Source organism: Hyunsoonleella rubra (assembly GCF_042684665.1).
Taxonomy (GTDB): Bacteria; Bacteroidota; Bacteroidia; order Flavobacteriales; family Flavobacteriaceae; genus Jejuia; species Jejuia rubra.
Genome location: NZ_JBHULY010000006.1, coordinates 90,152 through 116,262, shown reverse-complemented (window position 1 = coordinate 116,262; position 26,111 = coordinate 90,152). Strand labels below are relative to the sequence as shown.

Here is a 26,111-nt window from a genome sequence, read left to right as displayed (position 1 = left end):
GAGAATGCTAACTCAAACTGAAAAAGAATAGTTATGAATAACGAAAAACAAAATACAGCACAACAAGTTCCCTCCCCCACGGGGAGGGTTAGGGAGGGGCTTGCACTGAAAGTCTGTGGAATGAAATACGAAGATAACATCCAACAGGTTGCAGGATTGCAACCCGATTATATGGGTTTTATTTTTTATGAAGATTCGCCTCGTCACTTTGACACAAAAATTCCTGAGATTTCAAAAGACATACAAAAAGTTGGGGTTTTTGTGAATGAGGAACTTACTAAAGTTGTTGAAAAAGTAAATGAATTCAAATTGGACGCTGTGCAATTGCACGGGGAAGAATCACCTTATTATTGCAGTATTTTGCGGTCTACAAAAATGCTTTCAAAACCTGTAGAAATCATAAAAGTATTTTCGATAAAAGATACATTCAATTTTGATATTTTAGAGGATTATGAAAATGTCTGCGATTATTTCCTATTCGACACCAAAGGCAAACTTCCTGGAGGCAACGGGTACCAGTTCGATTGGAGCGTTTTAAACGATTATCCATCGACAAAACCCTTCTTTTTAAGTGGCGGTATTGGATTGGATCAAATGGAAGATATTAAAGAATTTAAAGCCAGTGAGGCGTCAAAACACTGTTACGCCATCGACGTAAACAGTAAATTTGAAACCGAACCTGGACTTAAAAGTGTTTCAAATTTAAGAGAGTTCGTTAATAAATTGAAGAACAGACAAACAATGAATTATAATGTAGATGAAAAAGGCTACTACGGCGAATTTGGAGGAGCATTCATTCCAGAAATGCTTTATCCGAATGTGGCAGAATTACGCCAAAACTACCTTAAAGTAATGGCCGAACCAGAATTTCAAAAGGAGTTTGACAAACTTTTAAAAGATTATGTTGGGCGACCTTCTCCCCTGTATTTTGCTGAGCGTCTTTCGGAAAAATATAACACAAAAATTTATTTAAAAAGGGAAGACTTGAACCATACTGGCGCGCACAAGATTAACAATACCATTGGTCAGATTTTAATGGCGAAACGTTTAGGCAAAACCCGGATAATTGCAGAGACTGGTGCTGGACAACACGGCGTTGCCACCGCAACGGTTTGCGCACTGATGGGATTGGAATGTATCGTTTATATGGGTGAAATTGATATCGCACGGCAAGCCCCAAACGTAGCCAGGATGAAAATGCTTGGTGCTAAAGTTGTTCCTGCGCTTTCTGGCAGTCGCACGCTAAAAGATGCCACAAATGAAGCGATTAGAGACTGGATTAACAACCCTGTAAACACTCATTATATCATCGGTTCGGCCATTGGGCCACACCCATATCCAGATATGGTAACCCGATTTCAGGCAGTGGTTTCTGAAGAAATCAAATGGCAATTACGGGAGCAGGAAGGAAGAGAAAACCCAGATTATTTGGTGGCTTGTATCGGAGGAGGCAGTAACGCCGCTGGCACGTATTACCATTATTTACATGAGCCAGATGTGGGCATCATTGCCGTTGAGGCGGCTGGATTAGGCGTAGATTCCGGTGAAAGCGCCGCCACTTCTGTGCTTGGTAAAGAAGGCATTATCCATGGTTGCAAAACCTTACTAATGCAAACCAAGGACGGACAAATTACTGAGCCTTATTCCATTTCAGCGGGACTGGATTATCCTGGCGTAGGCCCAATGCATGCCCATTTAAGTAAAACTGGTCGTGCTGAGTTTATGTCTATCACGGATGATGAAGCAATGAAGGCCGGTTTAGAGCTTTGTAAATTGGAAGGCATCATTCCTGCAATTGAAAGTTCGCATGCGTTGGCCATTTTTGAACAACGTAGTTTTAAACCGGACGACGTGGTGGTGGTAAGTTTATCGGGTCGAGGCGACAAAGATTTGCAGAATTATATTGATTATTTTAAAATATAGATGTTTGAAAATGAGACCTCACAGGTTTTGACAACCTGCGAGGTCTGCAAAAAACGCAAGAGTAAGCACATAACAGTGGCGCGTTAGGGATAGAAGCGGCATCCTTTTTTGCCACTAAAAGCAAAAAAGATATAGCGGATAGCCCGACCGTGAGCGATCCTGCAAGGTTTTTTTTAACCTTGTAGGTATGAGCGAGGGGTAACGCCAAAAAAAAGAATTATGAATAGAATTGCAAATAAACTTAAAGAAGACAAAAAGTTACTGTCCATATACTTTACAGCAGGATACCCCAACCTCAACGACACCGTTGGTATTATTCAGGATTTAGAAAAGAACGGGGTGGATATGATTGAAATCGGGCTACCTTTTAGTGACCCATTGGCTGACGGGCCTACTATTCAGGACAGTTCTACTTTAGCATTGAAAAACGGAATGACTTCAGAGGTGCTGTTTGACCAGTTAAAGGACATTAGGAAAACTGTAGCTATCCCATTGATTATAATGGGCTATTTTAACCCCATGTTTCAATATGGCGTTGAAGCCTTTTGTAAAAAATGTCAAGAATTAGGTATTGATGGATTGATTATTCCCGATTTACCAGTAGATGTTTATCATGAGCAATACCAGGCTATTTTTGAGAAATATGGTCTAATAAACGTGTTTTTGATTACACCTCAAACCAGCGATGAACGTATTCGATATATCGATTCCATTTCAAACGGGTTTATTTATATGGTGAGTAGCGCAAGTACTACCGGTGCAAAATCCGGTTTTGGCGATGAACAAACCGAGTATTTCGAGCGTATTGCCAAAATGAACCTAAAAAACCCACAAATCATTGGTTTTGGCATTAGTAATAATGATACGTTTACACAAGCCACTGAGCATGCTAAAGGCGCCATTATTGGGAGTGCTTTTGTGAAGTTTTTAAAGAAAAATGGAACAAGTGCGATTAAAGATTTCGTACATTCGATTCTTAATTAACAGGACTTACCTCAAAAGTTTTGCTCATGAATTGGTACTTAAAAGTTATTAAGGACAACTACGCAAATTTCAACGGAAGAGCTCGACGCCAAGAATATTGGATGTTTACCCTGTTTCATGTTATCATAGTATTCGTCTTAGCATTTCTTTCTGGCGCTTTAGCTGAATCTGCTGATTCTCCAGTTGCTCTTATAGTTTTACTTATCTATGTTTTAGCTACATTCCTACCGGCACTCGCTGTTACCGTAAGAAGGTTGCACGATACGGGAAAAAGTGGGTGGTACTACCTGCTTACCCTAATTCCATATATCGGGGGCATCATACTTTTGGTTTTCACAGTGCAAAATGGCGACGTTGGCCCAAACCAATACGGCCCAGACCCAAAACATCCAGATGCCAATAACGAAATTGACGACATAGGAAAACCATTAATTGAGGATTAAACTCAATTTATTCAAAAAAACTCCCGATACTGCATCACCCGAAAATCGAAAGTACTGAATTTCGAGTTTTTGGCTTTTAATTGTTTGTAAAGCGGAATGCTACCGATGGCTCGATTTGCTGAGCCTGATGGGGAGGTGAGCGAAACGGTTTTTATTATTCGAGATTCATCACTTCGTTCTGAATGAAAAAGCTCGAATTGATGGATTCTAGGAATTTCATCGAATACGACTTCCAATTTTAAGCCGTACTGTCTAATATGTTTTCTAAAGAAATACTCTGGGCCATTTTTACTGTTTCCTCCCATGAAAAGTATTTTGTCAATTTTTGGAAATGCTATTAAATAACTTATCAAATCCCTTAATTTGACATTTTGCATTCCCAAATCCGAGGCATCAATTTTATCACGTTCTGCACTTTCTACAATATCGCAAACACCTATTTTATGTTGGATTAGAAAATCCTTTCGCTGTTGAACGGCCTCCATAGAATTGTCAAAACGTAAATTCAAATCATGGATTTTATCAATATATAGCCAAAGTGAATTGTAATAACTCCCATAGCAAAAATCAACATCCCTATCCAAAAGTTCACCTGTTGAAAATCTTGGTGGTGGTAAAGTGCCAACGATTAGCTTTTTGGTATTATTCTGAATAAAAGGCGGATATGGATGCCGATGGAGGAACAAAAAATTTGACTTTAAGTGATTAAATTATTATATTCTTTTCAAACTAAAATAAAAGAAATTATGGGAAAAGGTGATAAAAAAACAAAGCGCGGTAAAATTAACAGGGGTACTTTTGGCGCAAGACGTCCACGGATTAAAAAGAAACCCAGTGTAGAACAAAAAGTGAGTGTTGGCAGTAAAGCGAAGGCGAAATAATTACAAAGCCTTTATCATTTTTGAGGCCTCAGTAATGGTATTACTGTAAAGCCTTTTATTGGGTTTTGTCATGTGCTGTCCTTCTGAAATTAAGGCCTCCAAGATTTCTCTTGCCTCTTCCTTTTTATCAACATCAATCAAAAATTTAGCATAAATTAATCTTTCATTATAAAAGGAAAACCGAATATCTATAGCCTTTAAATTTTCTTCTGCTTTTTTGATTTGTCCTTCTTTCTCTAAAGCCATACCGTACAAGAACTGTGTCCTCGATTTTGCAAACTCAGGATGCGATACAATCTGCTCACCATAATTAACTACATTTTTATAATCCTCCATTTGATGATAGGCTTCCATCATATTTTTGATTACATAAAAATCATTTTGAAAATTACCGTCCAAAGCTTCTTTAAAATGTTTTATGGCGTTATTGTAGTCCTTATTTTCTAAATATGCATCTGCTAGATTCACCCTATTTTGATAGGACTCTGAAAACTCCAACTGCTTTTCTAAATCACGGATATTTTTGGTTGGGTTGATGATGTGAGTGATTTCCGAAGTAATTTTTTCAGCATCCCTTTTGTTATAAACTTGGGTAATAATGTATATTATACATCCAATTAAGGATAGGAAAAATATAATGAATATCCAATAATAAGGGCTTCTGTTTTTGATAGCATGATAAATACAAAATCCTTGGAGAGCTATAATTAAGTAATACCACATAAATAAGCTTAGATTAAAATCAAACTTAGTGAAAACTGTTTATTTTCAGATGTCTTTTCTTTCCTAGTTGACATGGGGCTTTTTAAATTTAAACCTATCTTATAAAAACCAAATCGGTATCTGAAGACATCTCCGCACTAAACCCGTAACCCATATAATTAAAACCTTTTACATCTTCAATGGTTTGGGCATTCGTATCTATTATGTATCTGGCCATGGCACCGCGGGCTTCTTTCGCAAAGAACGAGATGACCTTATACTGTCCGTTTTTAAAATCTTTAAAATTTGCAGTAATCACTGGCACTTTAAGTGATTTAACATCAATGGCTTTGAAATATTCGTTGCTTGCAAGGTTCAGAAACAGCTCCCCGTCTTCAAGTTCTTCATTTAGCGCTTTGGTAATGTCCTTTTTCCAGAATTCATATAAATTCTTCTTTACACCAACGGGCATTCTTGTACCCATTTCCAATCGGTAAGGCTGAATTAAATCCGTTGGTTTTAGCAATCCATATAAACCTGACAAAATACGTACACTATCTTCCATCACATCTAATTTCTCCTTAGGAATGGTGTAGGCATCCAAACCACGGTATACGTCCCCGTTAAATGCATATATAGCAGGACGCGCATTGTTTTGGGTAAAAGGCAATTCCCAGGATTGGTTACGCTCATAATTCAACTGCCCCAATGCATCAGAAATGCTCATCAGTTTTGATAAGCTTTTTGCCGATTTTTTCTTTAACAGCTTATTTAAACGTTCCGATTGCTTTAAAAACCTGGGTTCGGTGTATCTATCTGTGGGCAACTCAGTTTCAAAATCCAGGGACTTAGCCGGCGAAATAACAAGTTTCATGCAGTTTTATTTTTCGTTTTTTCAAATTTACAATTACCTGCTCATTTTATAAATGCAACATCAAAAATATTTATAATGAAGTTATAGGCTGAATTGATACTTTGAAGGTTTTGGATTAGATTTGTTATTCAATAATTGAAAATCGCAAATGATAGCATTTTTACATACCAATAAAGCTCATATTTCTAACTTTGAAGCCTTAGTTCGGGCTCAAGATAAATCGTTGAAGATAAAGCATTATGTCAACAAAGATATTTTGGATAGCGCCCTGGAAACTGGGATTACAGATACTTTACAGTTTGAAAAGGAAATTGAAGCCATTAGAAGGGACAACCCCTCAATTATCATCTGCACCTGCTCTACCTATGGTGCCGAAAGTGATAAATTTCCTGATGTGTTCAGAATCGATAAGCCTATCATGGAATTTTTGGTGGATAATTACACAAAAATTGGGCTGGTTTATACTGCCAATTCCACCAAAACGGTCAGCGAGGACCTGATGATCAAAATTGCCAATGAAAAAAACAAGGCCATTGAAATCGTCAACTGCGATTGCTCCAAATTCTGGGCACATTTTGAGGAAGGAAACTTAGAAAGCTATGAAAGAGGCATTGCAGAAACTATTGAGGCCAAAGTAGCAGAGGCCGATGTGTTCTTTTTAGCACAGGCATCCATGGCCGGGGCAAAAGGCTATTTGAAAGATATTGACAAAGATGTATTTACAAGTCCTGAATTTGGGATAAAAGAGCTACTCAAACATTTAAGTTCTTAAAACAAATGTTCATTATTCCAAATGTTTGGAGTAATTCCGCCACTTCTCAATACACAATTCCATATCCTCAGGCACTGGTGTTTCAAAACGCATAAACTCCCCAGTTTTAGGATGTTCAAAACCTAAAGTTTTGGCGTGAAGCGCTTGTCGTGGCAGGATTTTAAAACAATTCTCTACAAACTGTTTGTACTTCGTAAACGTAGTGCCTTTGAGAATAGCATCGCCGCCGTAACGCTCATCATTAAAAAGCGTATGCCCAATATGCTTCATATGCACACGAATTTGGTGGGTACGGCCAGTTTCCAACTTACAGGATACCAACGTCACATAACCCAAACGCTCTAACACTTTATAATGCGTCACAGCAGGTTTTCCCTTTTCAGCGTCATCCTCCAAAAACACTGTGTTTTGCAATCGGTTTTTGGGGTGACGACCAATGTTGCCTTCAACAGTCCCTTCATCGGCTTCAACATTACCCCAAACCAAGGCTACATATTCGCGTTCGCTGGTTTTTTCAGCAAACTGCAACGATAAATGCGCCATAGCCTGTTCTGTTTTGGCAACTACTAAAAGTCCACTTGTATCCTTATCAATACGATGCACCAGTCCCGGGCGGTCGCTAGAGTTATTCGGTAAATTTTCAAAAAGGTAAATCAACGCATTAATTAACGTGCCGGAGTAATTCCCGTGTCCGGGATGCACCACCATACCCGCAGGCTTATTCACCACCACCAAGTGGTCATCCTCATAAACGATATCTAACGGAATATCCTCGCCAACCAACAACGCTTCATAAGTGGGGTGTTCAAATAGCACCTGTATCTGGTCATTGGGCCTCACTTTGTAATTAGATTTTACAGGCGACCCATTCACCAAAATACCATCATTTTTGGCCGAATTTTGAATTTTACTGCGCGTCATGTTTTCGATGCAATTCATCAAATATTTATCAATGCGCAACGGCGATTGCCCCTTGTCAACCGTAAAGCTGTAGTGCTCGTGGAGACTATCCTCTTCAGGTAATTGCGGACCGTAATTTTCCATGGCGAAGTATTAGTGAGACTGCATAGTTACGGACGCCTTCCGTTACCCAAAACCACATCAATTTTTGAAGTTTTTGACAGTTTTTCGCCAGGGTTCAACGTTTTCCCGTCATACTTTAACTGCAACACAATGTCCTTCCCTAAATTATCCACATAGGTGATTTTCCCAACACTAAACCCAAGCGCTTCCAAGTGCGGTTTCGCCTGCCTAAAGGTACGCTCCTTTAAATCCGGCACCTCCACTTTTCTATAGCCCGAAGGGTTTAAGGTAAGGTATATTTTCCGGTCTTCCTTCACTTTTGTGCCCGCCACAGGCTCCTGCTCAATCACCGCAAACTTTGGGTAATCCGGATTAAAATTGGCCGAATCCTGAATCTGCATCACCAAATTATTCTCGTCCAGTTCCATCTCGGCAACGCTTAACGATTTCCCCGTCAAATCCGGAACCGTCTCAAATTCACCATGATTGGTCGTAGATTTCAACCATTTCAACATGATAAAACATAAAACAACAACGGCCACAATGGCCAAACCTAACTGCTTTAAAAACGTTTTACTGAACAAAAACTTAAAGAAACTCATTTGTCGATTTTTGGATTAGGCAAATATAAACAACAGTTTTTTCTTTTGCGATTTATATGATACTTTAGCTTAACTATAAATAAGTACGAGTTATTGTTCCAGTTTGGTTGTGGCAAGCAACATTCCTTTTTTTAATGTCAATTATTTGGGCGTTACCACAAGGGTCGGGCTTTCACTACTCAATCCCTCCTGCGTCGGGGATTTCAAGCAGGCCGTTCAATCCCTAACGCGGGTGCACAACGTTCCAAAAAACCACCGAACAACCTTTCAAACTTTAACGCGTATTAAACAACTATAAATGAAAAAAAACATAGCCATCATCATGGGAGGCTATTCCAGCGAATACCAAATCTCATTAACCAGCGGAAACGTAGTTTACCAAACTCTTGACAGACATAAATACAACCCCTATCGCATCCATATTTTTAAGGACAAATGGGTGTATGTGGATGAAGACGACACGGAATTCCCCATTGACAAAAACGACTTTTCCATAAATGTGGACAGCTTCAACATAACTTTTGACTGTGTGTTTAACGCCATTCACGGCTCCCCGGGCGAAGATGGTTTTATGCAAGGGTATTTTGAATTGTTGGGCATTCCCCATACCAGTTGCCCAATGTATCAAGCTTCCGTAACCTTCAACAAGCGCGATTGTTTGAGCATTTTAAAACCCTACGGTATCAAAACCGCCGAATCCTATTATTTGAATTTGGGCGACACCGTAGATGAAACTAAAATAATCGAAACCGTTGGCCTACCCTGTTTCGTTAAGGCCAACAAAGCCGGAAGCAGTTTTGGCGTCACCAAAGTCCACAAAAAAGAAGATTTACAAAATGCCATTAACGTGGCATTCAAGGAAGACGACGAAATCATCATCGAATCCTTTTTAGACGGCACCGAAGTTTCGGTTGGCGTCATTACCTATAAAGGCGAAACCAAAGTATTGCCCATCACCGAAATCGTATCAGAGAATGATTTTTTTGATTACGAAGCCAAATATCTGGGGAAATCCCAAGAAATCACGCCTGCCCGATTGACTGCCGAAGAAGAAATAAAAGTCAACGTTTTAGCAAAAAAAGTATATGAAATTCTAAAACTAAAAGGCTTTTCCAGAAGCGAATACATTTTCAAAAACGGGGAACCGCATTTGTTGGAAATCAACACCGTCCCGGGACTCACCAAGGAAAGCATCTTGCCACAACAAGCCCAAGTAGCGGGAATTTCTCTGTCGGATTTGTTTGATAATGCGATACAAGAAGCACTTAAATGAATTGAAACAAGATTTTTGGAAACAGGAAACAAGATATAACGAAAAGAATGAAAAGGCATAATTTTAAAAATCTACAAATTTGGCAAGAAAGCGTTGAATTAATTACCGATAATTACAAATTCACTTCTACTCTACCGGACTATGAAAAATTCGGTCTGCGCAGTCAGTTAAACAGATGTTGTGTTTCCATTGCATCAAATATCGCCGAGGGCAGTAGCAAAAGAAGTGACAAACATTTTATAAAGTTTTTAGAAGATAGTCTTGGGTCGGCTTTTGAATGGGAAACTCAAATCATCGTTTGCAAAAATCTAAAATTCATCGCTGAAGATAAGTTTGATGAATTTGAAACTAGAATCAAAAAAATCCAACAAAAAATCTCAAACTTTATCGATAAATTGGATAATTAACTATCTTGTCTCTTGATTCAAATAATCTTGAGTCCAAATCAAGAATGAAACGCGCAATTTTCCCAGGGTCTTTTGACCCCTTGACATTAGGACATTACGACATCATCAAACGTGGCGTTCGCTTATTTGATGAAATTATTGTAGCCATTGGCATCAACGCCGAAAAAAAATACATGTTTTCCCTTGAGGAACGGAAACAATTTATTGTGGAGGCGTTTAAGGACGAACCAAAAGTATCCGTAGTCAGCTACGAAGGCTTAACGGTGGATTTTTGTGTAAAAAATGATGTAGAATTTATTTTAAGAGGTTTACGAAATCCAGCAGATTTTGAATTCGAAAAGGCCATTGCACACACCAATAGGGATTTGGCGCCCATTGAAACTATCTTTTTATTGACCTCAGCCGACACCTCTTATATCGCTTCTTCCATTGTAAGGGATGTTATTAGAAATAATGGGGATTATACCTTGTTGGTGCCCGATAGTGTGCGGGTGAAGTAAATATTTTTATTTCTCGCAAAGGCACTAAGTCGCCAAGAGTTTTAAACTTCAAAATAAAGTCTTCTAAACCTTTCTTTCACAAAACCTTTGCGCCTTGGCGTCCTTGCCTTCCGGTAGGCAGGTTTGCGAGAGTACCTGTAATATTTCGTTGAAATAAGCTACATATAAATAGTCAACCTTCAACCATGTTACACCACTTTACATATTTTCTTTTTAAGCTTAACGTATGTCAGCCCTCTGAAAACACTATTGATTTTTGGATGGACACCAAAGATGTTCCCAAATTGGAATATGCCTTAAAGCATGGCAACTACAAAACAAGAAAATTAGCTGCAGAGGCTCTGGAGCATGCTGGAAAATGTTCCTCTGTGCCTGCCTTAATGCATGCCATAAATGACAAAGTTCAAAATGTGTCCATTGCCGCATTGAATGCGCTGGAGGCTTTGGGATGCGATGATACTTTAGTAGTTTCCATTACCAGTAAACGCTTTAATTGGGTAAAAGAAATTAGAGATAAAGCCGTAAAACAAGAAGCCAACAAGGGCAAAAAACACAATATTTACCGTTGGGAACGCGCTAGTAAAAAATCTTTTGAGCGGGTGAAGGAGCAATTGAAACGGCCGATACGATAGTATTCAATTGGCAGTCGCAGTCTAAAAATCAAAAAAATCCCAAACTCTGAACTCTGAACTCTGAACTCTGAACTCTGAACTCTGAACTCTGAACTTAAAAACTACAACTTATACTCCGAAAGTGGTTTTTCAAAAGCCTCAGGATTTTCGGCCAAATGATAACGGGGGTCGTCAATGTCTTCAACAACGACCTCCCTAAATTTGGGGTTGGACTTGTACAGCAACACTTTACAATCTTCACTTAAATGCTTCAATTTGATGGACTTTCCTGCCGCTTCGTATTTTTCAACTAAATTGAAAATAGCCTCAAGTGCAGAATGGTCACTTACGCGAGATTCTACAAAATCAATCTCAACCTTATCCGGATCATTTTTCACATCAAATTTCTCGTTAAACGCTATAATAGAACCAAAAAACAATGGACCCCAAATTTCATAAACCTTGGTACCGTCATCTTTCATTCGTTTTCTGGCTCTAATTCTTTTTGCATTTTCCCATGCAAAGACCAATGCGCTTATAATTACGCCTGCAATTACGGCTACGGCCAAATCTTTCCAAACGGTTATCAACGACACAGCAATTAAAACAATGGCATCGCTCAAAGGGATTTTTCTAAGAATCCTAAAACTACTCCATGCAAATGTTCCAATTACAACCATAAACATCACACCAACCAATGCTGCGATAGGTACCTGTTCGATATAACTTGAAGCAAACAAAATAAACATCAATAATGCAGATGCCGCCACAATACCTGATAAACGCCCACGGCCACCACTTTTAATATTGATCAAAGATTGTCCAATCATGGCGCAACCACCCATACCACCAAAGAACCCCGTTACGATATTTGCCCCGCCTTGAGCCATACATTCCCGATTAGCATTACCTCGGGTTTCGGTAATTTCATCCACCAAATTCAACGTCATTAGGGACTCGATCAGTCCAATAGCAGCCAGAATAACCGCATACGGGCCAATGAATTTTATAGTTTGCCAGTTGAAAGGCACTTTGCTAAAAATATCCATTTGAAACGTTGGTAAGCCTCCTTTTAAGCCTTCACCTCCTCCATCACGGATAAAGCTACCAACTGTAGCCACATCCAGGCTTCCTAAAATCACGATGGCAGAGACTACCAAAATTGCAATTAGTGCTTCCGGCAATTTTTTGGTAAGCTTTGGCAAGCCAAACATAATACCCATGGTAAGCCCAACTAGTCCGAGCATAATCCACATTTGTGGCCCTGTAAACCAATCACCATTGGCATCCTTAAACATATTTAGTTGTGACAGGAAAATCACAATAGCCAAACCATTCACAAAGCCCATCATCACAGGGTGAGGAATTAAGCGTACAAACTTACCTAACTTAAACACACCCGCCAGCATTTGGATAATGCCCATCAAAATCACAGTTGCAAAGAGATAATACAAGCCCAATTGCTCCGATGGTTCGCCCATCGCATTGCCTTCAGCAACCAAACTCACCATCACTACGGCCAAAGCCCCAGTAGCACCACTAATCATTCCCGGGCGACCTCCAAAAATCGCTGTAATCAAACCAATCATAAATGCGGCGTACAACCCTACTAATGGATCAACCCCTGCTACAAAGGCAAAAGCTACCGCTTCTGGCACTAAGGCCAAGGCCACGGTTAATCCACTTAAAATATCGTTTTTGGCGTTTTTGGTGCGCTTTCTGAAAAATGCAGTCATGGTTTGGTTTTTGAAGGTGCAAATTTACTGTTTAAAAAGGGATGCGCAAATATAGAGTGAACAAATTGTGGCTTAGCAAATTGCCATTACTCCGCCATGGAATAAACGTAGTGACTTTCAATCCATTCCAAAGCTTCGGGCCTGGTATGGAATAACTTTATATTCCAGTCGTTTTCCTCGTTAATTTTAATCAAAGTTTTTGTGGACATCAAGGCACCGCTTGTACCCACAACAACCGCCATAACATGTATTTCCTTTAAATTAGCAATCATTTTTTGTGCCTAAAATGTATAGGAATAGGAATTTTTCTTATTGATCAATAACGAGAAAGGTGCTTTTAAATAGCTTAATAAAAAATCATGATAAATATCTACCATAACTTCATTCATCACAACACCTTCATTGATAATAACCTCGGCCAAATTATCTTTTAAGACGATAATGGTACCAAACGACAGTTTATATTCTTTCATAGTAAAACCGTTTACTTTGAGAGAAAGTCAACTATCTATAACAGCAATTTAAAACTAAGTTAGTGATTTTTTAAATCAATGCCCTAATATTGGCATAAGAATTTTCAAGAGCTTTTTTCGTTTTCTTTTTGCCCAACCATTTGGCTTTAGTAATGCCTTCCTTTTTTTCGGGGCTTAGTTCTCCATCGTAAGAAGTTTTCATTTCAAACCAGTAAGTCACCTTAATTTTATAGCGTCCATTGCGTTTAAAAATATGATACGTTGTTTCTAGTGGCTTTACTATTTTTAGTCCTTCTACCCCAGTTTCTTCTTCTACCTCCCGGATGGCAGCCTCTTCAATTCCTTCCTTTTTTTCAATCTTCCCCTTGGGCAAGTCCCATTTTCCGTTTCGAAAAATAAATAGGATCTTACCTTTGTCATTATATACTTTTCCACCTCCGGCTTCAACATTGGGCAATTTTTTTAGAAACTTTTTTAAGAGTTTTTTTTCGTTTTTATGGACAAGACAAACTTCCGTTATGGAACTGGAAGCATTCATTTTTCGAATCACCCTACTTAAAACTACCCTGTTCAATCTGTAATTTTTGCGCCCTTCCTTTTCCTCAAAAGTTGTGGTCAAAATGATGGGTTTGTCGCCTACGAATATTTTATGCATACGGATGATTTACTGAATACAACGCGGTAAAAATATCATTTTTAAGCTGAAACTGTTCATTGTTGAAAAAAATATTTTATCACATGGATTCCAGCCATAAAAAATAAATATATGCGTAATTTTCTTCTGTAAAAACTAAATTTTGTTCATAAAAAATACAAAATTTAGTTTTACTTCAGGAACCGCTTAGCTAGTCAATATAATTTTTTCATTTGGTTTTTGTCGATTTCCAAATGAAAAAATTCACGTACTTTTGCGATTATGATTTTCAATAAACACACCGCCAAAAAAACCGCCGAAGTTTTGTTGCAAGTAAATGCAATAAAACTCAGTCCACAGGCTCCTTTTACTTGGGCATCGGGCTGGAAATCACCAATTTATTGTGACAATCGAATTATCCTATCTTTTCCTCCTATACGGAATTATGTTCGGGAAACGATGGCCAAACATATTGAAAAGCAATATGGCAGACCGGACGCTATTGCCGGTGTTGCAACGGGAGCCATCGGTATCGGTATGTTGGTTGCCGAATATTTGAATTTACCCTTTATTTACGTGAGGCCGGATGCCAAAGGTCATGGGCGAAAAAACCAGATTGAAGGTTTTATTGAAAGAGGACAGAATGTGGTAGTAGTTGAAGACCTGATTAGCACCGGAAAAAGCAGTTTAAACGCAGTTAAAGCCTTGCGAGATGGTGGAATAAATGTAAAAGGAATGATTGCAGTTTTCACCTACGGTTTTGAAGTTTCAAAAGAAAATTTTGAAAAGGAAAATGTGACCCTTTATACCCTCAGCAATTACGAAAGCCTTTTGGATCAGGCGTTGCAGACCAATTACATTTCCGGCAAGGAATTAAAAACTTTGAAGGAATGGAATATCAATCCCAGTGAATGGAATGCTATTTGATATAAATGTAAAGGCGTTAAGATATAACGCCAAGAGCGACTTAACGCTCAACAACTTAACAACGAACAACAAACATGAATTTAGAATCTCCAAAGGTAAGCGCCCCCAAAACTTCAAAGGACGTTTATGATTTTCTGTCTGATATTAATAATTTTGAAGCTTTAATGCCTGAAAACACGAGTAAATTTGAGGTATTGAGTGAAGACACTTTCGTTTTCGCATTAAAAGGCATGCCAGAAATCGTATTGAAAAAAAAGGACGCCACGCCTCATAGCCGTATAGAGTTTGGCGCGGCAGGCGGAAAAATTGACTTTTCATTGGTGGCAAATATTTCAGATGAAAACGACTTCGAAAGTGGTGTGCAATTAGTGTTCAGTGGTGATTTTAACCCTATGATGAGCATGATGATAAAAGGCCCCATCAATAAATTTATTGAGACTTTGGCAACCAACTTACCAAAGGCCGTTTAGTACAGCAATTCGATATCTTTTAGGGCGAAAGCTTTAGTAACATCATCCTCTAAAAGTACCTGCAAATCCCCTGTTTCCAAAACATCTTGAATGTATCCTGAAAATAAATTCCCTTCTCTATCCCTAAAAGTCGAAGGTTTATTTTTGCGAAATAAATAAGATTCGTATTCGGTTTTTAATGCTCCAAATGCACCCTGTTTCAAAAGTTCAAAATAGTGTTTCAAATTGGCTAGCACTGCATCGAGGACTTCATCCAAATCGTAAAATCTACCAGTTATCAATTTTAAGGAAGATGCTTTCGGCAAACCTTTAAATTCAGTTTGATTTAAATTGATGCCCACTCCTATAATCGATGCATTAACGTTACCATTCTTTATGACATTTTCGATCAAAACCCCGCAGATTTTGGAATTGTGTGACAAAATGTCGTTCGGCCATTTCACCTTCAGTTTTGGGATGGCAAACTGTGACAGCGCCTTTCTTAAGGCCAATGACGTAACCATACTGAGAAAAAAAGGGAACTCCATATGATAACCCGATGTATCCACAAAGACACTAAACATCAAGTTTTTAGATGGTTCAGACTCCCATGTAGCCCCCATTTGCCCTCGCCCATTGGTTTGATGTTTTGCCGTAACCACCGTAAAATTTTCAACCTGCTGATTACCGATAAGCTCCTTTAAAAAACTATTGGTTGAGTTGATGGCATCAAGTTTGATTATAGGCATTTAAGAGTTGTTTTATGGCTTTGAAATGTTGTGAAAATTTTAAAGGATAAAGAACTAAAAAAATAATAACTTTGCACAAATTAAATAAAATTAATGGCGAAAGAAAAAATAAGCGCAGATCAGTTAATATCGGTTATCATTAGTGGGATTGAGGATGTTAAAGGAAAAGAAATAAGCATTTTAGATTTAAGGGAAATTGAAAATACGGTTTGCGATTATTTTATTATTTGTGAAGGGACTTCAAACACACAAGTAAACGCTATTGTAAACTCCATTAGAAAAAAAGTAAGTAAAGAATTAAAGGATCACCCGTGGCATATTGAAGGTGCCGAAAATGCAGAATGGGTGTTGCTGGACTATGTTAACATTGCTGTACATGTATTCCAAAAGCATATCAGGGAATACTATGACATTGAGAGCCTCTGGGGCGATGCGAAAACTACGGTAATTGAAACTAGTTACTAAAAAAAACACATGGCAAACGACAAGAAAAATATAAAAGAAAAGAAGCCTAAGTTCAGCCCGTATTGGATTTATGGCATAATCCTGTCCCTCTTTTTGGTGTTTACATTATTCAACAATAGTGGCTATCAAGATGGAAAAATGACCAACCCCACGCAGTTTTTTAAGTTTGTGGAAAACGGTGATGTAGCAAAGGTTGAAATCGTTAACAGAAGGCTGGCAAAGGTATATTTGACCAAAGAAGCCTCCCAAATGGAGATTCATAAAAAGTCAAAACCCACAAGCTTTATGCCGTCCACCACACCAGTTCCAAACTATAAATTTGAGTTTGGCGAGTTGGAAATATTCCAGAATAAACTGAATAAAATTATCGAGGAGCAAAACCTTGATTTGGAGCCCATTTACATAACGGAAGAAAATCATTTGGCAGATTTCCTGTTAGGTATTCTGCCTTTTGTTCTGTTGATAGGTGTTTGGATTTTTATTATGCGTCGTATGTCCGGAGGTGCAGGTGGTGGTGCTGGAGGTCAAATTTTCAATATTGGAAAATCCAAGGCGAAGCTTTTTGACCAAAATACTGAGGTGAAAACCTCGTTTAAGGATGTCGCCGGCTTGGAAGGTGCAAAAGAAGAAGTTCAAGAAATTGTGGACTTTTTGAAGTTCCCCGAAAAATATACCACGCTTGGTGGAAAAATTCCGAAAGGAGCGCTATTGGTAGGCCCTCCGGGAACCGGAAAAACCCTTTTAGCAAGGGCTGTTGCAGGTGAAGCAAAAGTACCTTTCTTCTCTCTATCCGGTTCGGATTTTGTGGAAATGTTTGTAGGTGTCGGTGCTTCTCGTGTACGTGACCTATTTAAGCAAGCCAAGGAAAAATCACCTTCTATTATTTTCATAGATGAGATTGATGCCATCGGCCGGGCTCGTGGAAAAAATGCTATGTCTGGCAGTAATGATGAGCGCGAAAATACCCTAAATCAATTGTTGACCGAAATGGACGGCTTTGGCACCAATACTAACGTAATTGTGATGGCGGCTACCAACCGCGCTGATATTTTGGATAAAGCATTGATGCGTGCTGGGCGTTTTGATAGACAGATTTTCGTGGATCTTCCTGATTTACGCGAACGCAAAGAAATTTTTGAGGTGCATTTAAGACCTCTAAAAAAGTCTAAAGACTTAGACACCGATTTTCTTGCAAAACAAACCCCAGGATTTTCAGGTGCAGATATAGCCAATGTATGTAACGAAGCCGCTCTGATTGCCGCAAGAAATGGGAAAAAAGCCGTTGACAAACAGGATTTCCTTGATGCCGTAGATAGAATTATTGGCGGACTAGAAAAGAAAAATAAAATCATCACCCCAAGTGAAAAGCAAGCTGTAGCTTACCATGAAGCAGGCCATGCTACGGTAAGTTGGATGCTGGAGCATGCTGCACCATTAGTAAAAGTAACTATCGTTCCACGTGGCCGTTCATTGGGCGCCGCTTGGTATTTACCAGAAGAACGCTTGATTGTGCGTCCTGAGCAAATGCTCGATGAAATGTGCGCTGCTCTTGGTGGTCGTGCGGCAGAGAAGGTCATTTTTGATAAAATTTCAACTGGAGCTCTAAGCGATTTGGAAAAAGTAACCAAACAGGCGCGGGCCATGGTGACTATTTACGGTTTGAGCGATAAAGTGGGCAACTTGACATATTATGACTCTTCCGGCCAAAGCGAATACGGTTTTACGAAACCCTATAGCGAAAAAACGGCAGAATTGATTGATAAGGAAATCTCTGATATCATTGAAGAACAATACCAGCGTGCCGTAAAACTTTTGGAAGACAACAAGGACAAATTGACTGAACTGGCCGAAGTGCTTTTAGAGAAGGAAGTCATCTTTAAGGATAATTTGGAAAAAATCTTTGGAATGAGACCTTTTGAGAAGGAAGAACGTGAAAACTTGGACAAATAGGCCTTATTAGTTAAGCTTTTTGTAAAAAACCTGAATTGCTTGGAGTAATAATTTAAGATTTTCTATATTTGAAAAACTCTCGAAAACTAGGTTAATAGCAAATACCTGCATGAATCTTTTTAAGAAAATTTTCGGATCGAAATCTGATCGCTCCGAAAAGGAAATAAAATCAGAAGACAGGGGTAAATATATGCCCGAACTGAAACTACCGATAGATGAAAAATTCACTATAAATTTTAAGGCTAATGGTGGTAAGTTTTTGTATTGCGATAACTTAAACGAGGTTTTTGAAAATTTTCAGCATATTTTACAGGAAAACGATTGGGAAGAAAAACCCGTGTTAATCATTGATGACAACTTGGGAGACAGGTTTAAATCTACCAATATACTGCCCACAAAGCGATTAAGCGAGGCTACTTATTTTTTGACCACTTGCGAAAACCTTATTGCTACCGATGGCTCGTTATTAATCAGTTCCAATCAAATTGCTGGGAAAAAATTACCGGAATTGCCTTTTAACTTCATTGTATTTGCAACGACGAGCCAAATTGCGGATAACATTGGTGAAGGCCTCAGAGGCATCAAATCGAAGAACCGACAAAAAATCCCCACCAATATTACCACCATCAAGCACTTCAAATCCTCGGACGAAAAAGATTTTTTAAGCTACGGAAGTAGTGCTAAAAACTTATATTTGCTACTGTTAGAGGATTTATAATTTAAGCATTTGTAGCATATGAAGGATATACTATTGCGCTCCTTATCGGGTTTGCTCTATGTGGTTTTATTGATATTTGTGCTTACCTCTGGATCCCAACACGCGCTTTTCGCCCTTTTCTTTGTTTTCGGTATTATATCTCTTATTGAGTTCAAAAAACTCATCCAACTAAAAAGCATTGTTCCCTATTTTATTTTTGCCATTCTTTATTTTGTGTTTGGGTATTGGCAACTTGCATTGAATTCAACAACTGGTCTCGTAGAGGCAACTCAAATTTTGATGGTTTTGACCATTTTTGTGGAATTGCTTTTGATTAAAGACTTATTTTCACATAAAACCATTCCGCTCTTTGCTACAAAGCGATATATCATCACCACATTTTATCTATCCAGTGGCTTTGTGTTCATGGTACTTATCGCTAATTTTTACGAGCCCTATAACCCAGAAATCCTTTTAGCCTGTTTTATTTTGGTGTGGGTGAATGACACCTTCGCTTACTTAATTGGAAAAAACTTTGGAAAGCAAAAACTGTTCGAAAAGATATCACCTAAAAAAACGGTAGAAGGTTTTTTGGGCGGATTATTATTTGCCTGTATTGCCAGTTATTTTATTTCGAAATTCACGGATACGCCCAATTTCACTTTTAATAGCTGGTTGATTTTGAGTATCATCATCAGTGTTTTTGGTACTTTAGGGGATTTGATTGAATCCAAATTCAAACGACAAGCTGGTGTTAAAGATAGCGGTGCTATCATGCCTGGTCATGGTGGTTTGCTTGATCGTTTGGACAGTATGATTTTCGCTTCACCATTTATTTATTTATTTTTAAGAATTTTACAGTATGTTTCATAAGGAAGGCCATAAAATCATATTCATCACCTTGGTAATAGTCGTTGCCTGTTTTTTGCTGGTGGATAAATTTATTGACATTAGCTGGTTAAGAACGCTGATTTTAATTGCACTATTAATTTTTTTAATTCTGATTTTACAATTCTTTAGAAATCCGAAACGTAATACGCAAATTGATGATAATCAAGTTGTGTCGCCCGTTGATGGGAAAGTAGTTGTTATTGAAGAGGTTTTTGAAAAAGAATATTTTAACGACAAGCGTCTGCAGGTAAGTGTGTTTATGTCACCCTTGAATGTACATGTGACTCGCTATCCCATTGGTGGGAAAGTGCTGTTTAGCAAGTACCACCCCGGAAAATATTTGGTAGCTTGGCACCCTAAAGCCAGTGAGGAAAACGAAAGAACCACGGTAGTAGTGGAAAACACAACCTACGGCAAGGTGCTTTACAGACAAATAGCAGGCGCTTTAGCTAAGCGTATTGTAAATTATGCGAAGGTAGACGATAAAGCCCACCAAGGCGCGGATTCAGGATTCATCAAATTTGGTTCCAGAGTAGATCTGTTTTTGCCTTTAGATACCAATATAAAAGTGGAATTGAACCAAAAAGTCCGCGGGGGCGAAAGTGTGATAGCGGAAACCAATGTGTAACGAAGCATTAGATAAAGCCTTTGAAGAAGCCGTGGCGCGCGTCAATGCTTACACAGACCCTTTTCCTGCCGATGTCCTGTTAAAACTTTATGCCTATTATAAAAAAGCCACTAACGATTATGGCAAACCCCGAGGCAAAAAGCCCATCATCAACGCCTTTAAAACCAATGCCCTTTTTCAGGTGAGAAATGTTTCAGAGGATGAAGCCAAGGAAGCCTATATCATATTGGTAAATAACTACTTTTTGTATCGGGAGTAGCTTAAAAGTACCTAAACACATTGGCTTTGTGTGTATCATTTTTCGGGTGACACCTATGAACTTAATGTTATTTCCCAAAAACTTATGGGAGGAGATTTTGGCAACCTCTTTCTTGACTTCATAAATAATATCGACTTAATTCGGTACTATCAGATATGGGTCACATTTGCTGAATTTGCTTCAGTACTAAAACAGCACATTACCACAAAATTGAATTATATTATGGATACCACGTGCATCTAAAAAATTATATTTTATGAAAATTATTTTATGTTTTACATAAATTTTTTTATGTTTGTGTCAAATAAAAATTTAACATTCATGAAACGAAATAAAATAATTGGAGCCGCGATAGCCATCAACAGGTTCACTTTTTGGCTTTTGATAGCCTTAGTAACTGTATTCGTTTTTGGACTAAGTTATGTTTACATTTTTCCAGAAACTTATTCTGATTTGAAAATATTGAATGATGGGAATCTCTCAACCTTTCACATATGCACCGAATGTGATATCAAAACAAGCAGTACCCTCTTTACCGAGATTGGCCCGGGAATGAAACTATGGATTCTTCTCAGAGAATCTGCAAGAGTATTTCTGATTATATTATGCATTCATAAAATGATTAAAATTTTGAAATCGGTTAGAGACTATAAAACGTTCCATAGCAAAAACACGTTGTATTTTAGACAAATAGCCAAATACACCTTGGTACTGGCCTTTTTTGGAACGGTAAATTTTATTGATGAGGGACAGCATGGTATTGGTTTAGAAATAGGGTTGCCTTTTAGCGAGTTAGTTTTTGCTCTATTTAGTCTCAGTTTGAGCGAAGTTTTTAAAGAAGGACAACTCCTGCAGGAGGATAAGGATGCCATGATATGAGTATAGTTGTAAACCTAGACGTTATGTTGGCCAAACGTAAAATGAAACTAAAAGAATTAGCTGAGATTATTGGCATATCGGAAACCAATCTTTCTTTACTGAAAACTGGCAAGGTAAAGGGTATAAGGTTTAACACCTTGAATAGTATTTGTGAAATATTGGAATGTCAACCTGGAGATATATTAGAACACATTCCCTCAGATTCGTAAGATGAACGTTATTAAGAAAATTAAAAACCAGCAATTCTTATCGAGAATGAAACTACACATAATCATAGTGATCATGATATTACTTTACTCTTGCAATCCTAATGGGAAAAGTGCTAAAGAGTTAGTTATGGTCAACAAACTAGAAAGCCCAGTAACACTTCCTTACAAGATGATTAACGGATTAATTGTTATTAAACTTCAAATAAATAATTCAAAAGCGTTAAACTTTGTTTTAGATACAGGCGCTCCCATCACCTGCATTTTTGAATCTGATAGAACCATTGGATTTCGAGACCCTTTGGATGAACATGATAAAATTGGCTCACATACACAAATCTATATGGAAAAACCCGTGAAATTTATTGATGGATTACATCTTAAATTGAATGATAATATTTTTCTTAAAAATCTATCTGTAGGGTTGTGGCCACCAGAAATGTTTTTTAAAAGCACTTCTTATGATAACGTTCCGTATGATGGCATTATAGGCTATGACCTGTTAAAGTTTGTGGCATTAGAAATTAATCAGGAAAATAAAATCTTAACATTGCATAATCCAAAAGAGAATATTTCACATAAAGACTGGACCTATTCAAATCTTGAATTTAAGAATAACAAACCATATTGTAATATTAATTTACGGATTAAGCCAGAAGATCAAAAAATCCCACTAAAAGTACATTTTGACTTAGGAAATATGAACTATATGTGGGTTAAAACAAATCATAGTAAAAACGTAATTGCTCCTGTAAAACGTAAAGAACAAATAATAGGCATGGGAATAGATGGTAAACCAATGATGGGCACTTCATGGCCTGTTCATAGTTTGGAAATTGCTGGATTCACAAATTGGGCAATGCCAGTTAGGTTTTCGTCCACTGGGCATTCTCGCGATAAGAATAGAGAAGGACATATTGGTTTAAAAGAATTGGAACGCTTTAATGTATTAATTGACTACACTAACAAGAGGCTTGGGATTCGACCTGTAGAAGAGACTTTTGTAATCAATGATGCTTCCTTAAAATTATGTGAAGGAAAGTATTCCTCTCCAGACCTTCCATATGCCATGATATTAGAAGGCAAAAGAAATCTCTTATATTTTAAAGCAGAAGGAAAAAATCCACTGCCCTTAATCCCAATAAATAATGCTAAGTTTAGTCTCAAACCAATGAATCTTTCGATAATTTTTCCAAGAAACGAAAACGACGAAATAGATTATACTAAATTCACTTTTAAAGAAAATAAAAAGGAATTTATATTGAAAAAACTTTGATTTCAAATAAAACAGCAAATAACAGAAACTACATCCACAAACCAACTGTCCTTTTTGACAAACCTTCGCCCTACAGCAAAATTATGGGAGAGACTTCTAACAAGAACTAAAAACCTACCCCAAACTAGCCAAACTAGCCTTTAGCGTTTCAATCTTAGCCAAAGCATCGCTCTCTTTTTTCTTTTCGCTGTCCACGACCTGCTCTGGGGCGTTGTTGACAAATCTCTCGTTGGATAGTTTTTTCTGTACGGATTTTAGGAAACCTTCGGTGTAATTCAGTTCCTCAGTGAGTTTTTTAATTTCGGCCTCCACATCAATGGCTCCCGACATTGGGATAAAATATTCGTTGGACTTTACTCGGAAGGTTAATGCCCCATCCACAGCTTCATTGACATAATTAATGGCTTCCAGATTCCCCAATTTTGTGATTACTGCATCAAAAGTTGAAGTTTTATTTTCATTATTAGTCATTGAAAACGCAATCGCATCCTTAAAAGCAATATTCTTTTGCTTTCTGATATTTCTAATCCCGGAAATGACCTCTGTGGCAAATTCAAATTCAGAAATTAAAGATTCGTTTATGGCCTTAGCTTCAGGCCATTTAGCAATAACTAAAGCTTCTTCAGGGGTGCGTCCTGCAATAAACTGCCAGATTTCTTCGGTTAAAAATGGCATAAACGGATGAAGAATTTTTAAGTTATTCTCCAGTGCCTCAATTATGGCATTGTACGTTTTGGCATCAATCGGTTGTTGATAGGCCGGTTTTACAATCTCCAGTAGCCACGAGGAGAAATCATCCATAATGAGCTTGTAAATGGTCATCAAGGCATCGCTCAATCTATATTTGCTAAAATGATCTTCAATCTCGGCCAAAGCCTTTTGGAATTTCGATTGGTACCAATCCAATCCCACTTTTGCGGTTTCGGGTTGCTCTAAATTTTCATCAATCTCCCAACCTTGCACCAATCGGAACGCATTCCAAATTTTGTTACCAAAGGCCTTTCCTTGCTGACACAACCCTTCATCAAACAATAAATCATTCCCTGCAGCAGAACTTAATAGCAGACCTACACGAACACCGTCAGCCCCATATTCTTCAATCAGTTTTAAAGCATCTGGAGAATTCCCCAAGGATTTGCTCATTTTTCGACGTTGCTTATCGCGCACCAATCCTGTGAGATATACATTTTCAAAAGGTTTTTCACCTTTGAACTCATATCCGGCGATAATCATTCGTGCCACCCAGAAAAACAAGATATCCGGCCCAGTTACCAAATCATTGGTAGGGTAATAGTAATTTATATCGGCGTTCTCAGGATTTCGAATGCCATCAAAAACCGACATGGGCCATAACCATGAGGAAAACCAAGTATCCAGTGCATCAGTATCCTGACGCAAGCTATCAGCCTTTAGCTCCTTATTGTTGGTTACCTCTCGTGCCTTTAAAACTGCCTCTTCAATGGTTTCTGCAACTACAAAATCTTCCTTGCCATCTCCATAGAAATAGGCTGGAATCTGTTGCCCCCACAACAATTGTCTGGAAATGTTCCAATCGCGGATGTTTTCCATCCAATGGCGGTAGGTGTTTTCAAATTTCTTTGGAAATAATTTAACCTCACCATCATTCAAAACCGAATTGATGGCAGGTTTTACCAAATCCTCCATTTTTAAAAACCATTGATCCGATAATCGAGGCTCAATAATCGCTTTGGTGCGTTCGGAAATACCGACACGGTTGTTATAATCTTCGATTTTAGCAATCAATCCGAGACTTTCCAATTCTTTTACAATCGCTTTCCTCACCTCAAAGCGGTCTTTGCCTTCGTAATGTAAGCCATAACTATTCAATGTGGCATCTTCATTAAAGATGTCAATCACTTCTAAATTATGCTTATCACCTAAAACCTTGTCATTTTCATCATGGGCAGGTGTCACTTTTAGACATCCGGTACCAAATTCCACATCCACATACTCGTCTTCAATAATCGGAATAACACGATTCGCAATCGGAACTATGGCTTTTTTCCCTTTTAGATTAACATGTCTGTCATCATTTGGGTTGATACAAATTGCGGTATCTCCCAAAATGGTTTCGGGGCGAGTCGTGGCGATTATCAAATACTCCTCGGCCTCCCCTAGCCCCTCCGAATCCCGATAGCGATCGGGAGGGGAACTCTCACTCTTATATTGAGCATCATTATTTCCCCCTTCGGGGGTTAGGGGGCTTATTTTATATTTTATATGATATAACTTCCCCTGTTTATCTATATATTCCACTTCCTCGTCAGACAACGTGGTTTTGGCTTCGGGATCCCAGTTTACCATACGATACCCTCTATAAATCAGTCCTTTATTGTACAAATCCACAAAAACTTTAACGACAGCTTCTGACATATCGTCATCCATCGTAAATTTTGTACGATCCCAGTCGCAGGAACAGCCCAATTTCTTCAACTGCTCCAATATCACACCGCCATATTCGTGGGTCCAATCCCATGCGTGTTTTAAAAATTCCTCTCTAGACAGGTCATTTTTGTCAATGCCTTGTTCCTTTAATTTAGCCACCACTTTAGCCTCGGTAGCAATAGAAGCATGGTCTGTTCCGGGCACCCAGCAAGCGTTTTTGCCTTGCAAGCGCGCACGACGAATCAATACATCTTGAATGGTATTGTTCAGCATATGCCCCATGTGCAAAACCCCTGTCACATTTGGTGGTGGAATCACGATGGTATAGGGCTCTCTTTCATCAGGTTCGGAATGAAAAAAATCGTGTTTCATCCAGTAATCATACCACTTGCTTTCAACCTTGCTAGCATCGTATTTTGATGGAATTTGCATACTTTGGAACAGTTTTTGACTTTTGATGTGCAAAAGTACTTATATTTCTTTTTCTGTGA

Annotated in this window: 31 protein-coding genes and 1 pseudogene; 21 read left to right on the top strand and 11 right to left on the bottom strand. The window is 38.3% G+C overall.

Going from position 1 to position 26,111, the window contains the following annotated elements:
- Positions 1-33: 33 nt before the first annotated feature.
- The 4 genes and pseudogenes from ACFSR8_RS04850 to ACFSR8_RS04835 form a co-directional block, all read left to right on the top strand.
- Positions 34-708 (top strand): annotated as a pseudogene (locus tag ACFSR8_RS04850) (phosphoribosylanthranilate isomerase); the annotation flags it as partial.
- Between the two features lie 33 nt (positions 709-741).
- A complete protein-coding gene (trpB, locus tag ACFSR8_RS04845) occupies positions 742-1,923 on the top strand; it encodes a tryptophan synthase subunit beta (RefSeq protein WP_380289719.1) in 1,182 nt (393 codons plus the stop codon).
- Positions 1,924-2,142: 219 nt separating this feature from the next.
- A complete protein-coding gene (gene trpA, locus ACFSR8_RS04840; RefSeq protein WP_380289607.1) occupies positions 2,143-2,907 on the top strand; it encodes a tryptophan synthase subunit alpha in 765 nt (254 codons plus the stop codon).
- 26 nt (positions 2,908-2,933) lie between these two features.
- Positions 2,934-3,350 carry a DUF805 domain-containing protein gene (locus ACFSR8_RS04835; RefSeq protein ID WP_380289605.1) on the top strand — a complete coding sequence of 139 codons (417 nt, stop codon included), beginning with the start codon at positions 2,934-2,936 and terminating at the stop codon, positions 3,348-3,350.
- An 11-nt stretch (positions 3,351-3,361) separates the two neighbouring features.
- On the opposite strand, the gene ACFSR8_RS04830 is transcribed toward ACFSR8_RS04835, so the two are convergent.
- Positions 3,362-4,036 (bottom strand): uracil-DNA glycosylase family protein, encoded by a 675-nt coding sequence (locus ACFSR8_RS04830; RefSeq protein ID WP_380289603.1) that lies wholly within the window; start codon positions 4,034-4,036, stop codon positions 3,362-3,364.
- 60 nt (positions 4,037-4,096) lie between these two features.
- Here ACFSR8_RS04830 and ACFSR8_RS04825 point away from each other — a divergent pair, with 60 nt between their 5' ends.
- Positions 4,097-4,231: a 30S ribosomal protein THX gene (locus ACFSR8_RS04825; protein WP_380289601.1), complete on the top strand. Its 135-nt coding sequence runs from the start codon at positions 4,097-4,099 to the stop codon at positions 4,229-4,231.
- Here ACFSR8_RS04825 and ACFSR8_RS04820 read toward each other — a convergent pair whose 3' ends face one another.
- Both ACFSR8_RS04820 and yaaA read right to left on the bottom strand, forming a co-directional pair.
- Positions 4,232-4,954, bottom strand: a complete 723-nt coding sequence (locus tag ACFSR8_RS04820) for a TRAFs-binding domain-containing protein (RefSeq protein WP_380289599.1) — start codon at positions 4,952-4,954, stop codon at positions 4,232-4,234.
- 94 nt (positions 4,955-5,048) lie between these two features.
- Positions 5,049-5,807, bottom strand: a complete 759-nt coding sequence (gene yaaA / locus ACFSR8_RS04815; protein ID WP_380289597.1) for a peroxide stress protein YaaA — start codon at positions 5,805-5,807, stop codon at positions 5,049-5,051.
- 148 nt (positions 5,808-5,955) lie between these two features.
- On the opposite strand from yaaA, the gene ACFSR8_RS04810 reads away from it, so the two are divergent.
- Positions 5,956-6,579, top strand: a complete 624-nt coding sequence (locus ACFSR8_RS04810; protein WP_380289595.1) for a hypothetical protein — start codon at positions 5,956-5,958, stop codon at positions 6,577-6,579.
- A gap of 12 nt (positions 6,580-6,591) precedes the next feature.
- On the opposite strand, the gene ACFSR8_RS04805 is transcribed toward ACFSR8_RS04810, so the two are convergent.
- Positions 6,592-7,623 carry an RluA family pseudouridine synthase gene (locus ACFSR8_RS04805; RefSeq protein WP_380289593.1) on the bottom strand — a complete coding sequence of 344 codons (1,032 nt, stop codon included), beginning with the start codon at positions 7,621-7,623 and terminating at the stop codon, positions 6,592-6,594.
- Positions 7,624-7,649: 26 nt separating this feature from the next.
- Entirely contained in the window at positions 7,650-8,204 is a 555-nt protein-coding gene (locus ACFSR8_RS04800) for a PASTA domain-containing protein (RefSeq protein WP_380289591.1), read from the bottom strand.
- 298 nt (positions 8,205-8,502) lie between these two features.
- On the opposite strand from ACFSR8_RS04800, the gene ACFSR8_RS04795 reads away from it, so the two are divergent.
- The 4 genes from ACFSR8_RS04795 to ACFSR8_RS04780 all read left to right on the top strand — a co-directional run bounded on the left by ACFSR8_RS04795 (position 8,503) and on the right by ACFSR8_RS04780 (position 11,016).
- Entirely contained in the window at positions 8,503-9,477 is a 975-nt protein-coding gene (locus ACFSR8_RS04795; protein ID WP_380289588.1) for a D-alanine--D-alanine ligase, read from the top strand.
- Positions 9,478-9,524: 47 nt separating this feature from the next.
- Positions 9,525-9,884, top strand: a complete 360-nt coding sequence (locus ACFSR8_RS04790; protein ID WP_380289586.1) for a four helix bundle protein — start codon at positions 9,525-9,527, stop codon at positions 9,882-9,884.
- A gap of 44 nt (positions 9,885-9,928) precedes the next feature.
- Positions 9,929-10,384, top strand: coding sequence for a pantetheine-phosphate adenylyltransferase (gene coaD / locus ACFSR8_RS04785; RefSeq protein WP_380289584.1), 456 nt, complete (start codon positions 9,929-9,931; stop codon positions 10,382-10,384).
- 185 nt (positions 10,385-10,569) lie between these two features.
- Entirely contained in the window at positions 10,570-11,016 is a 447-nt protein-coding gene (locus tag ACFSR8_RS04780) for a HEAT repeat domain-containing protein (RefSeq protein ID WP_380289582.1), read from the top strand.
- A gap of 101 nt (positions 11,017-11,117) precedes the next feature.
- Here ACFSR8_RS04780 and ACFSR8_RS04775 read toward each other — a convergent pair whose 3' ends face one another.
- The 4 genes from ACFSR8_RS04775 to ACFSR8_RS04760 all read right to left on the bottom strand — a co-directional run bounded on the left by ACFSR8_RS04775 (position 11,118) and on the right by ACFSR8_RS04760 (position 13,859).
- The gene (locus tag ACFSR8_RS04775) at positions 11,118-12,731 is read right to left on the bottom strand and encodes a SulP family inorganic anion transporter (protein ID WP_380289580.1); all 1,614 of its coding nucleotides are present in this window, start codon (positions 12,729-12,731) and stop codon (positions 11,118-11,120) included.
- An 86-nt stretch (positions 12,732-12,817) separates the two neighbouring features.
- Positions 12,818-13,003, bottom strand: coding sequence for a hypothetical protein (locus ACFSR8_RS04770; RefSeq protein ID WP_380289578.1), 186 nt, complete (start codon positions 13,001-13,003; stop codon positions 12,818-12,820).
- Between the two features lie 9 nt (positions 13,004-13,012).
- Positions 13,013-13,204: a hypothetical protein gene (locus ACFSR8_RS04765; RefSeq protein ID WP_380289576.1), complete on the bottom strand. Its 192-nt coding sequence runs from the start codon at positions 13,202-13,204 to the stop codon at positions 13,013-13,015.
- Between the two features lie 70 nt (positions 13,205-13,274).
- A complete protein-coding gene (locus ACFSR8_RS04760) occupies positions 13,275-13,859 on the bottom strand; it encodes an NUDIX hydrolase (protein WP_380289574.1) in 585 nt (194 codons plus the stop codon).
- 261 nt (positions 13,860-14,120) lie between these two features.
- Here ACFSR8_RS04760 and pyrE point away from each other — a divergent pair, with 261 nt between their 5' ends.
- Positions 14,121-14,765, top strand: coding sequence for an orotate phosphoribosyltransferase (gene pyrE / locus ACFSR8_RS04755; RefSeq protein WP_380289572.1), 645 nt, complete (start codon positions 14,121-14,123; stop codon positions 14,763-14,765).
- Positions 14,766-14,839: 74 nt separating this feature from the next.
- The gene (locus ACFSR8_RS04750; RefSeq protein ID WP_380289570.1) at positions 14,840-15,235 is read left to right on the top strand and encodes an SRPBCC family protein; all 396 of its coding nucleotides are present in this window, start codon (positions 14,840-14,842) and stop codon (positions 15,233-15,235) included.
- Here ACFSR8_RS04750 and ACFSR8_RS04745 read toward each other — a convergent pair.
- On the bottom strand, positions 15,232-15,963 hold the full coding sequence (locus ACFSR8_RS04745; protein ID WP_380289568.1) for a biotin--[acetyl-CoA-carboxylase] ligase: 732 nt from the start codon (positions 15,961-15,963) through the stop codon (positions 15,232-15,234). The genes ACFSR8_RS04750 and ACFSR8_RS04745 overlap by 4 nt on opposite strands.
- Positions 15,964-16,056: 93 nt before the next feature.
- Between ACFSR8_RS04745 and rsfS the strand changes: the two genes are divergently transcribed.
- From rsfS to ACFSR8_RS04700, 9 genes are all read left to right on the top strand, one after another.
- The gene (gene rsfS / locus ACFSR8_RS04740) at positions 16,057-16,428 is read left to right on the top strand and encodes a ribosome silencing factor (RefSeq protein WP_186558594.1); all 372 of its coding nucleotides are present in this window, start codon (positions 16,057-16,059) and stop codon (positions 16,426-16,428) included.
- 9 nt (positions 16,429-16,437) lie between these two features.
- Positions 16,438-18,378, top strand: a complete 1,941-nt coding sequence (gene ftsH, locus ACFSR8_RS04735; protein ID WP_380289566.1) for an ATP-dependent zinc metalloprotease FtsH — start codon at positions 16,438-16,440, stop codon at positions 18,376-18,378.
- Positions 18,379-18,487: 109 nt separating this feature from the next.
- Positions 18,488-19,096 carry an LUD domain-containing protein gene (locus ACFSR8_RS04730; protein ID WP_380289564.1) on the top strand — a complete coding sequence of 203 codons (609 nt, stop codon included), beginning with the start codon at positions 18,488-18,490 and terminating at the stop codon, positions 19,094-19,096.
- A gap of 18 nt (positions 19,097-19,114) precedes the next feature.
- Positions 19,115-19,948 (top strand): phosphatidate cytidylyltransferase, encoded by an 834-nt coding sequence (locus ACFSR8_RS04725; protein WP_380289562.1) that lies wholly within the window; start codon positions 19,115-19,117, stop codon positions 19,946-19,948.
- Complete coding sequence (locus tag ACFSR8_RS04720) at positions 19,938-20,594, top strand: phosphatidylserine decarboxylase family protein (RefSeq protein ID WP_380289560.1); 657 nt, start codon at positions 19,938-19,940, stop codon at positions 20,592-20,594. The genes ACFSR8_RS04725 and ACFSR8_RS04720 overlap by 11 nt, the downstream gene beginning before the upstream one ends.
- Positions 20,587-20,853, top strand: coding sequence for an acyl-CoA-binding protein (locus ACFSR8_RS04715; protein WP_380289558.1), 267 nt, complete (start codon positions 20,587-20,589; stop codon positions 20,851-20,853). The genes ACFSR8_RS04720 and ACFSR8_RS04715 overlap by 8 nt, the downstream gene beginning before the upstream one ends.
- Before the next feature lie 321 nt (positions 20,854-21,174).
- Positions 21,175-21,732, top strand: coding sequence for a DUF2975 domain-containing protein (locus ACFSR8_RS04710; RefSeq protein ID WP_380289556.1), 558 nt, complete (start codon positions 21,175-21,177; stop codon positions 21,730-21,732).
- The gene (locus ACFSR8_RS04705) at positions 21,729-21,941 is read left to right on the top strand and encodes a helix-turn-helix domain-containing protein (RefSeq protein ID WP_186558562.1); all 213 of its coding nucleotides are present in this window, start codon (positions 21,729-21,731) and stop codon (positions 21,939-21,941) included. Before ACFSR8_RS04710 ends, ACFSR8_RS04705 begins: the two co-directional genes overlap by 4 nt.
- Before the next feature lie 73 nt (positions 21,942-22,014).
- The gene (locus ACFSR8_RS04700; RefSeq protein ID WP_380289553.1) at positions 22,015-23,214 is read left to right on the top strand and encodes a hypothetical protein; all 1,200 of its coding nucleotides are present in this window, start codon (positions 22,015-22,017) and stop codon (positions 23,212-23,214) included.
- A 114-nt stretch (positions 23,215-23,328) separates the two neighbouring features.
- On the opposite strand, the gene ACFSR8_RS04695 is transcribed toward ACFSR8_RS04700, so the two are convergent.
- Complete coding sequence (locus ACFSR8_RS04695) at positions 23,329-26,052, bottom strand: valine--tRNA ligase (RefSeq protein ID WP_380289551.1); 2,724 nt, start codon at positions 26,050-26,052, stop codon at positions 23,329-23,331.
- Between the last annotated feature and the right edge of the window lie 59 nt (positions 26,053-26,111).

Bases quoted from the DNA above. Each gene is read 5' to 3' on its own strand.
- trpB (WP_380289719.1), top strand. From the start codon at position 742: ATGAATTATAATGTAGATGAAAAAGGCTACTACGGCGAATTTGGAGGA.
- trpA (WP_380289607.1), top strand. From the start codon at position 2,143: ATGAATAGAATTGCAAATAAACTTAAAGAAGACAAAAAGTTACTGTCC.
- ACFSR8_RS04835 (WP_380289605.1), top strand. From the start codon at position 2,934: ATGAATTGGTACTTAAAAGTTATTAAGGACAACTACGCAAATTTCAAC.
- ACFSR8_RS04825 (WP_380289601.1), top strand. From the start codon at position 4,097: ATGGGAAAAGGTGATAAAAAAACAAAGCGCGGTAAAATTAACAGGGGT.
- ACFSR8_RS04820 (WP_380289599.1), bottom strand. From the start codon at position 4,954: ATGTGGTATTACTTAATTATAGCTCTCCAAGGATTTTGTATTTATCAT.
- yaaA (WP_380289597.1), bottom strand. From the start codon at position 5,807: ATGAAACTTGTTATTTCGCCGGCTAAGTCCCTGGATTTTGAAACTGAG.
- ACFSR8_RS04810 (WP_380289595.1), top strand. From the start codon at position 5,956: ATGATAGCATTTTTACATACCAATAAAGCTCATATTTCTAACTTTGAA.
- ACFSR8_RS04805 (WP_380289593.1), bottom strand. From the start codon at position 7,623: ATGGAAAATTACGGTCCGCAATTACCTGAAGAGGATAGTCTCCACGAG.
- ACFSR8_RS04800 (WP_380289591.1), bottom strand. From the start codon at position 8,204: ATGAGTTTCTTTAAGTTTTTGTTCAGTAAAACGTTTTTAAAGCAGTTA.
- ACFSR8_RS04795 (WP_380289588.1), top strand. From the start codon at position 8,503: ATGAAAAAAAACATAGCCATCATCATGGGAGGCTATTCCAGCGAATAC.
- ACFSR8_RS04790 (WP_380289586.1), top strand. From the start codon at position 9,525: ATGAAAAGGCATAATTTTAAAAATCTACAAATTTGGCAAGAAAGCGTT.
- coaD (WP_380289584.1), top strand. From the start codon at position 9,929: ATGAAACGCGCAATTTTCCCAGGGTCTTTTGACCCCTTGACATTAGGA.
- ACFSR8_RS04780 (WP_380289582.1), top strand. From the start codon at position 10,570: ATGTTACACCACTTTACATATTTTCTTTTTAAGCTTAACGTATGTCAG.
- ACFSR8_RS04775 (WP_380289580.1), bottom strand. From the start codon at position 12,731: ATGACTGCATTTTTCAGAAAGCGCACCAAAAACGCCAAAAACGATATT.
- ACFSR8_RS04770 (WP_380289578.1), bottom strand. From the start codon at position 13,003: ATGATTGCTAATTTAAAGGAAATACATGTTATGGCGGTTGTTGTGGGT.
- ACFSR8_RS04765 (WP_380289576.1), bottom strand. From the start codon at position 13,204: ATGAAAGAATATAAACTGTCGTTTGGTACCATTATCGTCTTAAAAGAT.
- ACFSR8_RS04760 (WP_380289574.1), bottom strand. From the start codon at position 13,859: ATGCATAAAATATTCGTAGGCGACAAACCCATCATTTTGACCACAACT.
- pyrE (WP_380289572.1), top strand. From the start codon at position 14,121: ATGATTTTCAATAAACACACCGCCAAAAAAACCGCCGAAGTTTTGTTG.
- ACFSR8_RS04750 (WP_380289570.1), top strand. From the start codon at position 14,840: ATGAATTTAGAATCTCCAAAGGTAAGCGCCCCCAAAACTTCAAAGGAC.
- ACFSR8_RS04745 (WP_380289568.1), bottom strand. From the start codon at position 15,963: ATGCCTATAATCAAACTTGATGCCATCAACTCAACCAATAGTTTTTTA.
- rsfS (WP_186558594.1), top strand. From the start codon at position 16,057: ATGGCGAAAGAAAAAATAAGCGCAGATCAGTTAATATCGGTTATCATT.
- ftsH (WP_380289566.1), top strand. From the start codon at position 16,438: ATGGCAAACGACAAGAAAAATATAAAAGAAAAGAAGCCTAAGTTCAGC.
- ACFSR8_RS04730 (WP_380289564.1), top strand. From the start codon at position 18,488: ATGAATCTTTTTAAGAAAATTTTCGGATCGAAATCTGATCGCTCCGAA.
- ACFSR8_RS04725 (WP_380289562.1), top strand. From the start codon at position 19,115: ATGAAGGATATACTATTGCGCTCCTTATCGGGTTTGCTCTATGTGGTT.
- ACFSR8_RS04720 (WP_380289560.1), top strand. From the start codon at position 19,938: ATGTTTCATAAGGAAGGCCATAAAATCATATTCATCACCTTGGTAATA.
- ACFSR8_RS04715 (WP_380289558.1), top strand. From the start codon at position 20,587: ATGTGTAACGAAGCATTAGATAAAGCCTTTGAAGAAGCCGTGGCGCGC.
- ACFSR8_RS04710 (WP_380289556.1), top strand. From the start codon at position 21,175: ATGAAACGAAATAAAATAATTGGAGCCGCGATAGCCATCAACAGGTTC.
- ACFSR8_RS04705 (WP_186558562.1), top strand. From the start codon at position 21,729: ATGAGTATAGTTGTAAACCTAGACGTTATGTTGGCCAAACGTAAAATG.
- ACFSR8_RS04700 (WP_380289553.1), top strand. From the start codon at position 22,015: ATGATATTACTTTACTCTTGCAATCCTAATGGGAAAAGTGCTAAAGAG.
- ACFSR8_RS04695 (WP_380289551.1), bottom strand. From the start codon at position 26,052: ATGCAAATTCCATCAAAATACGATGCTAGCAAGGTTGAAAGCAAGTGG.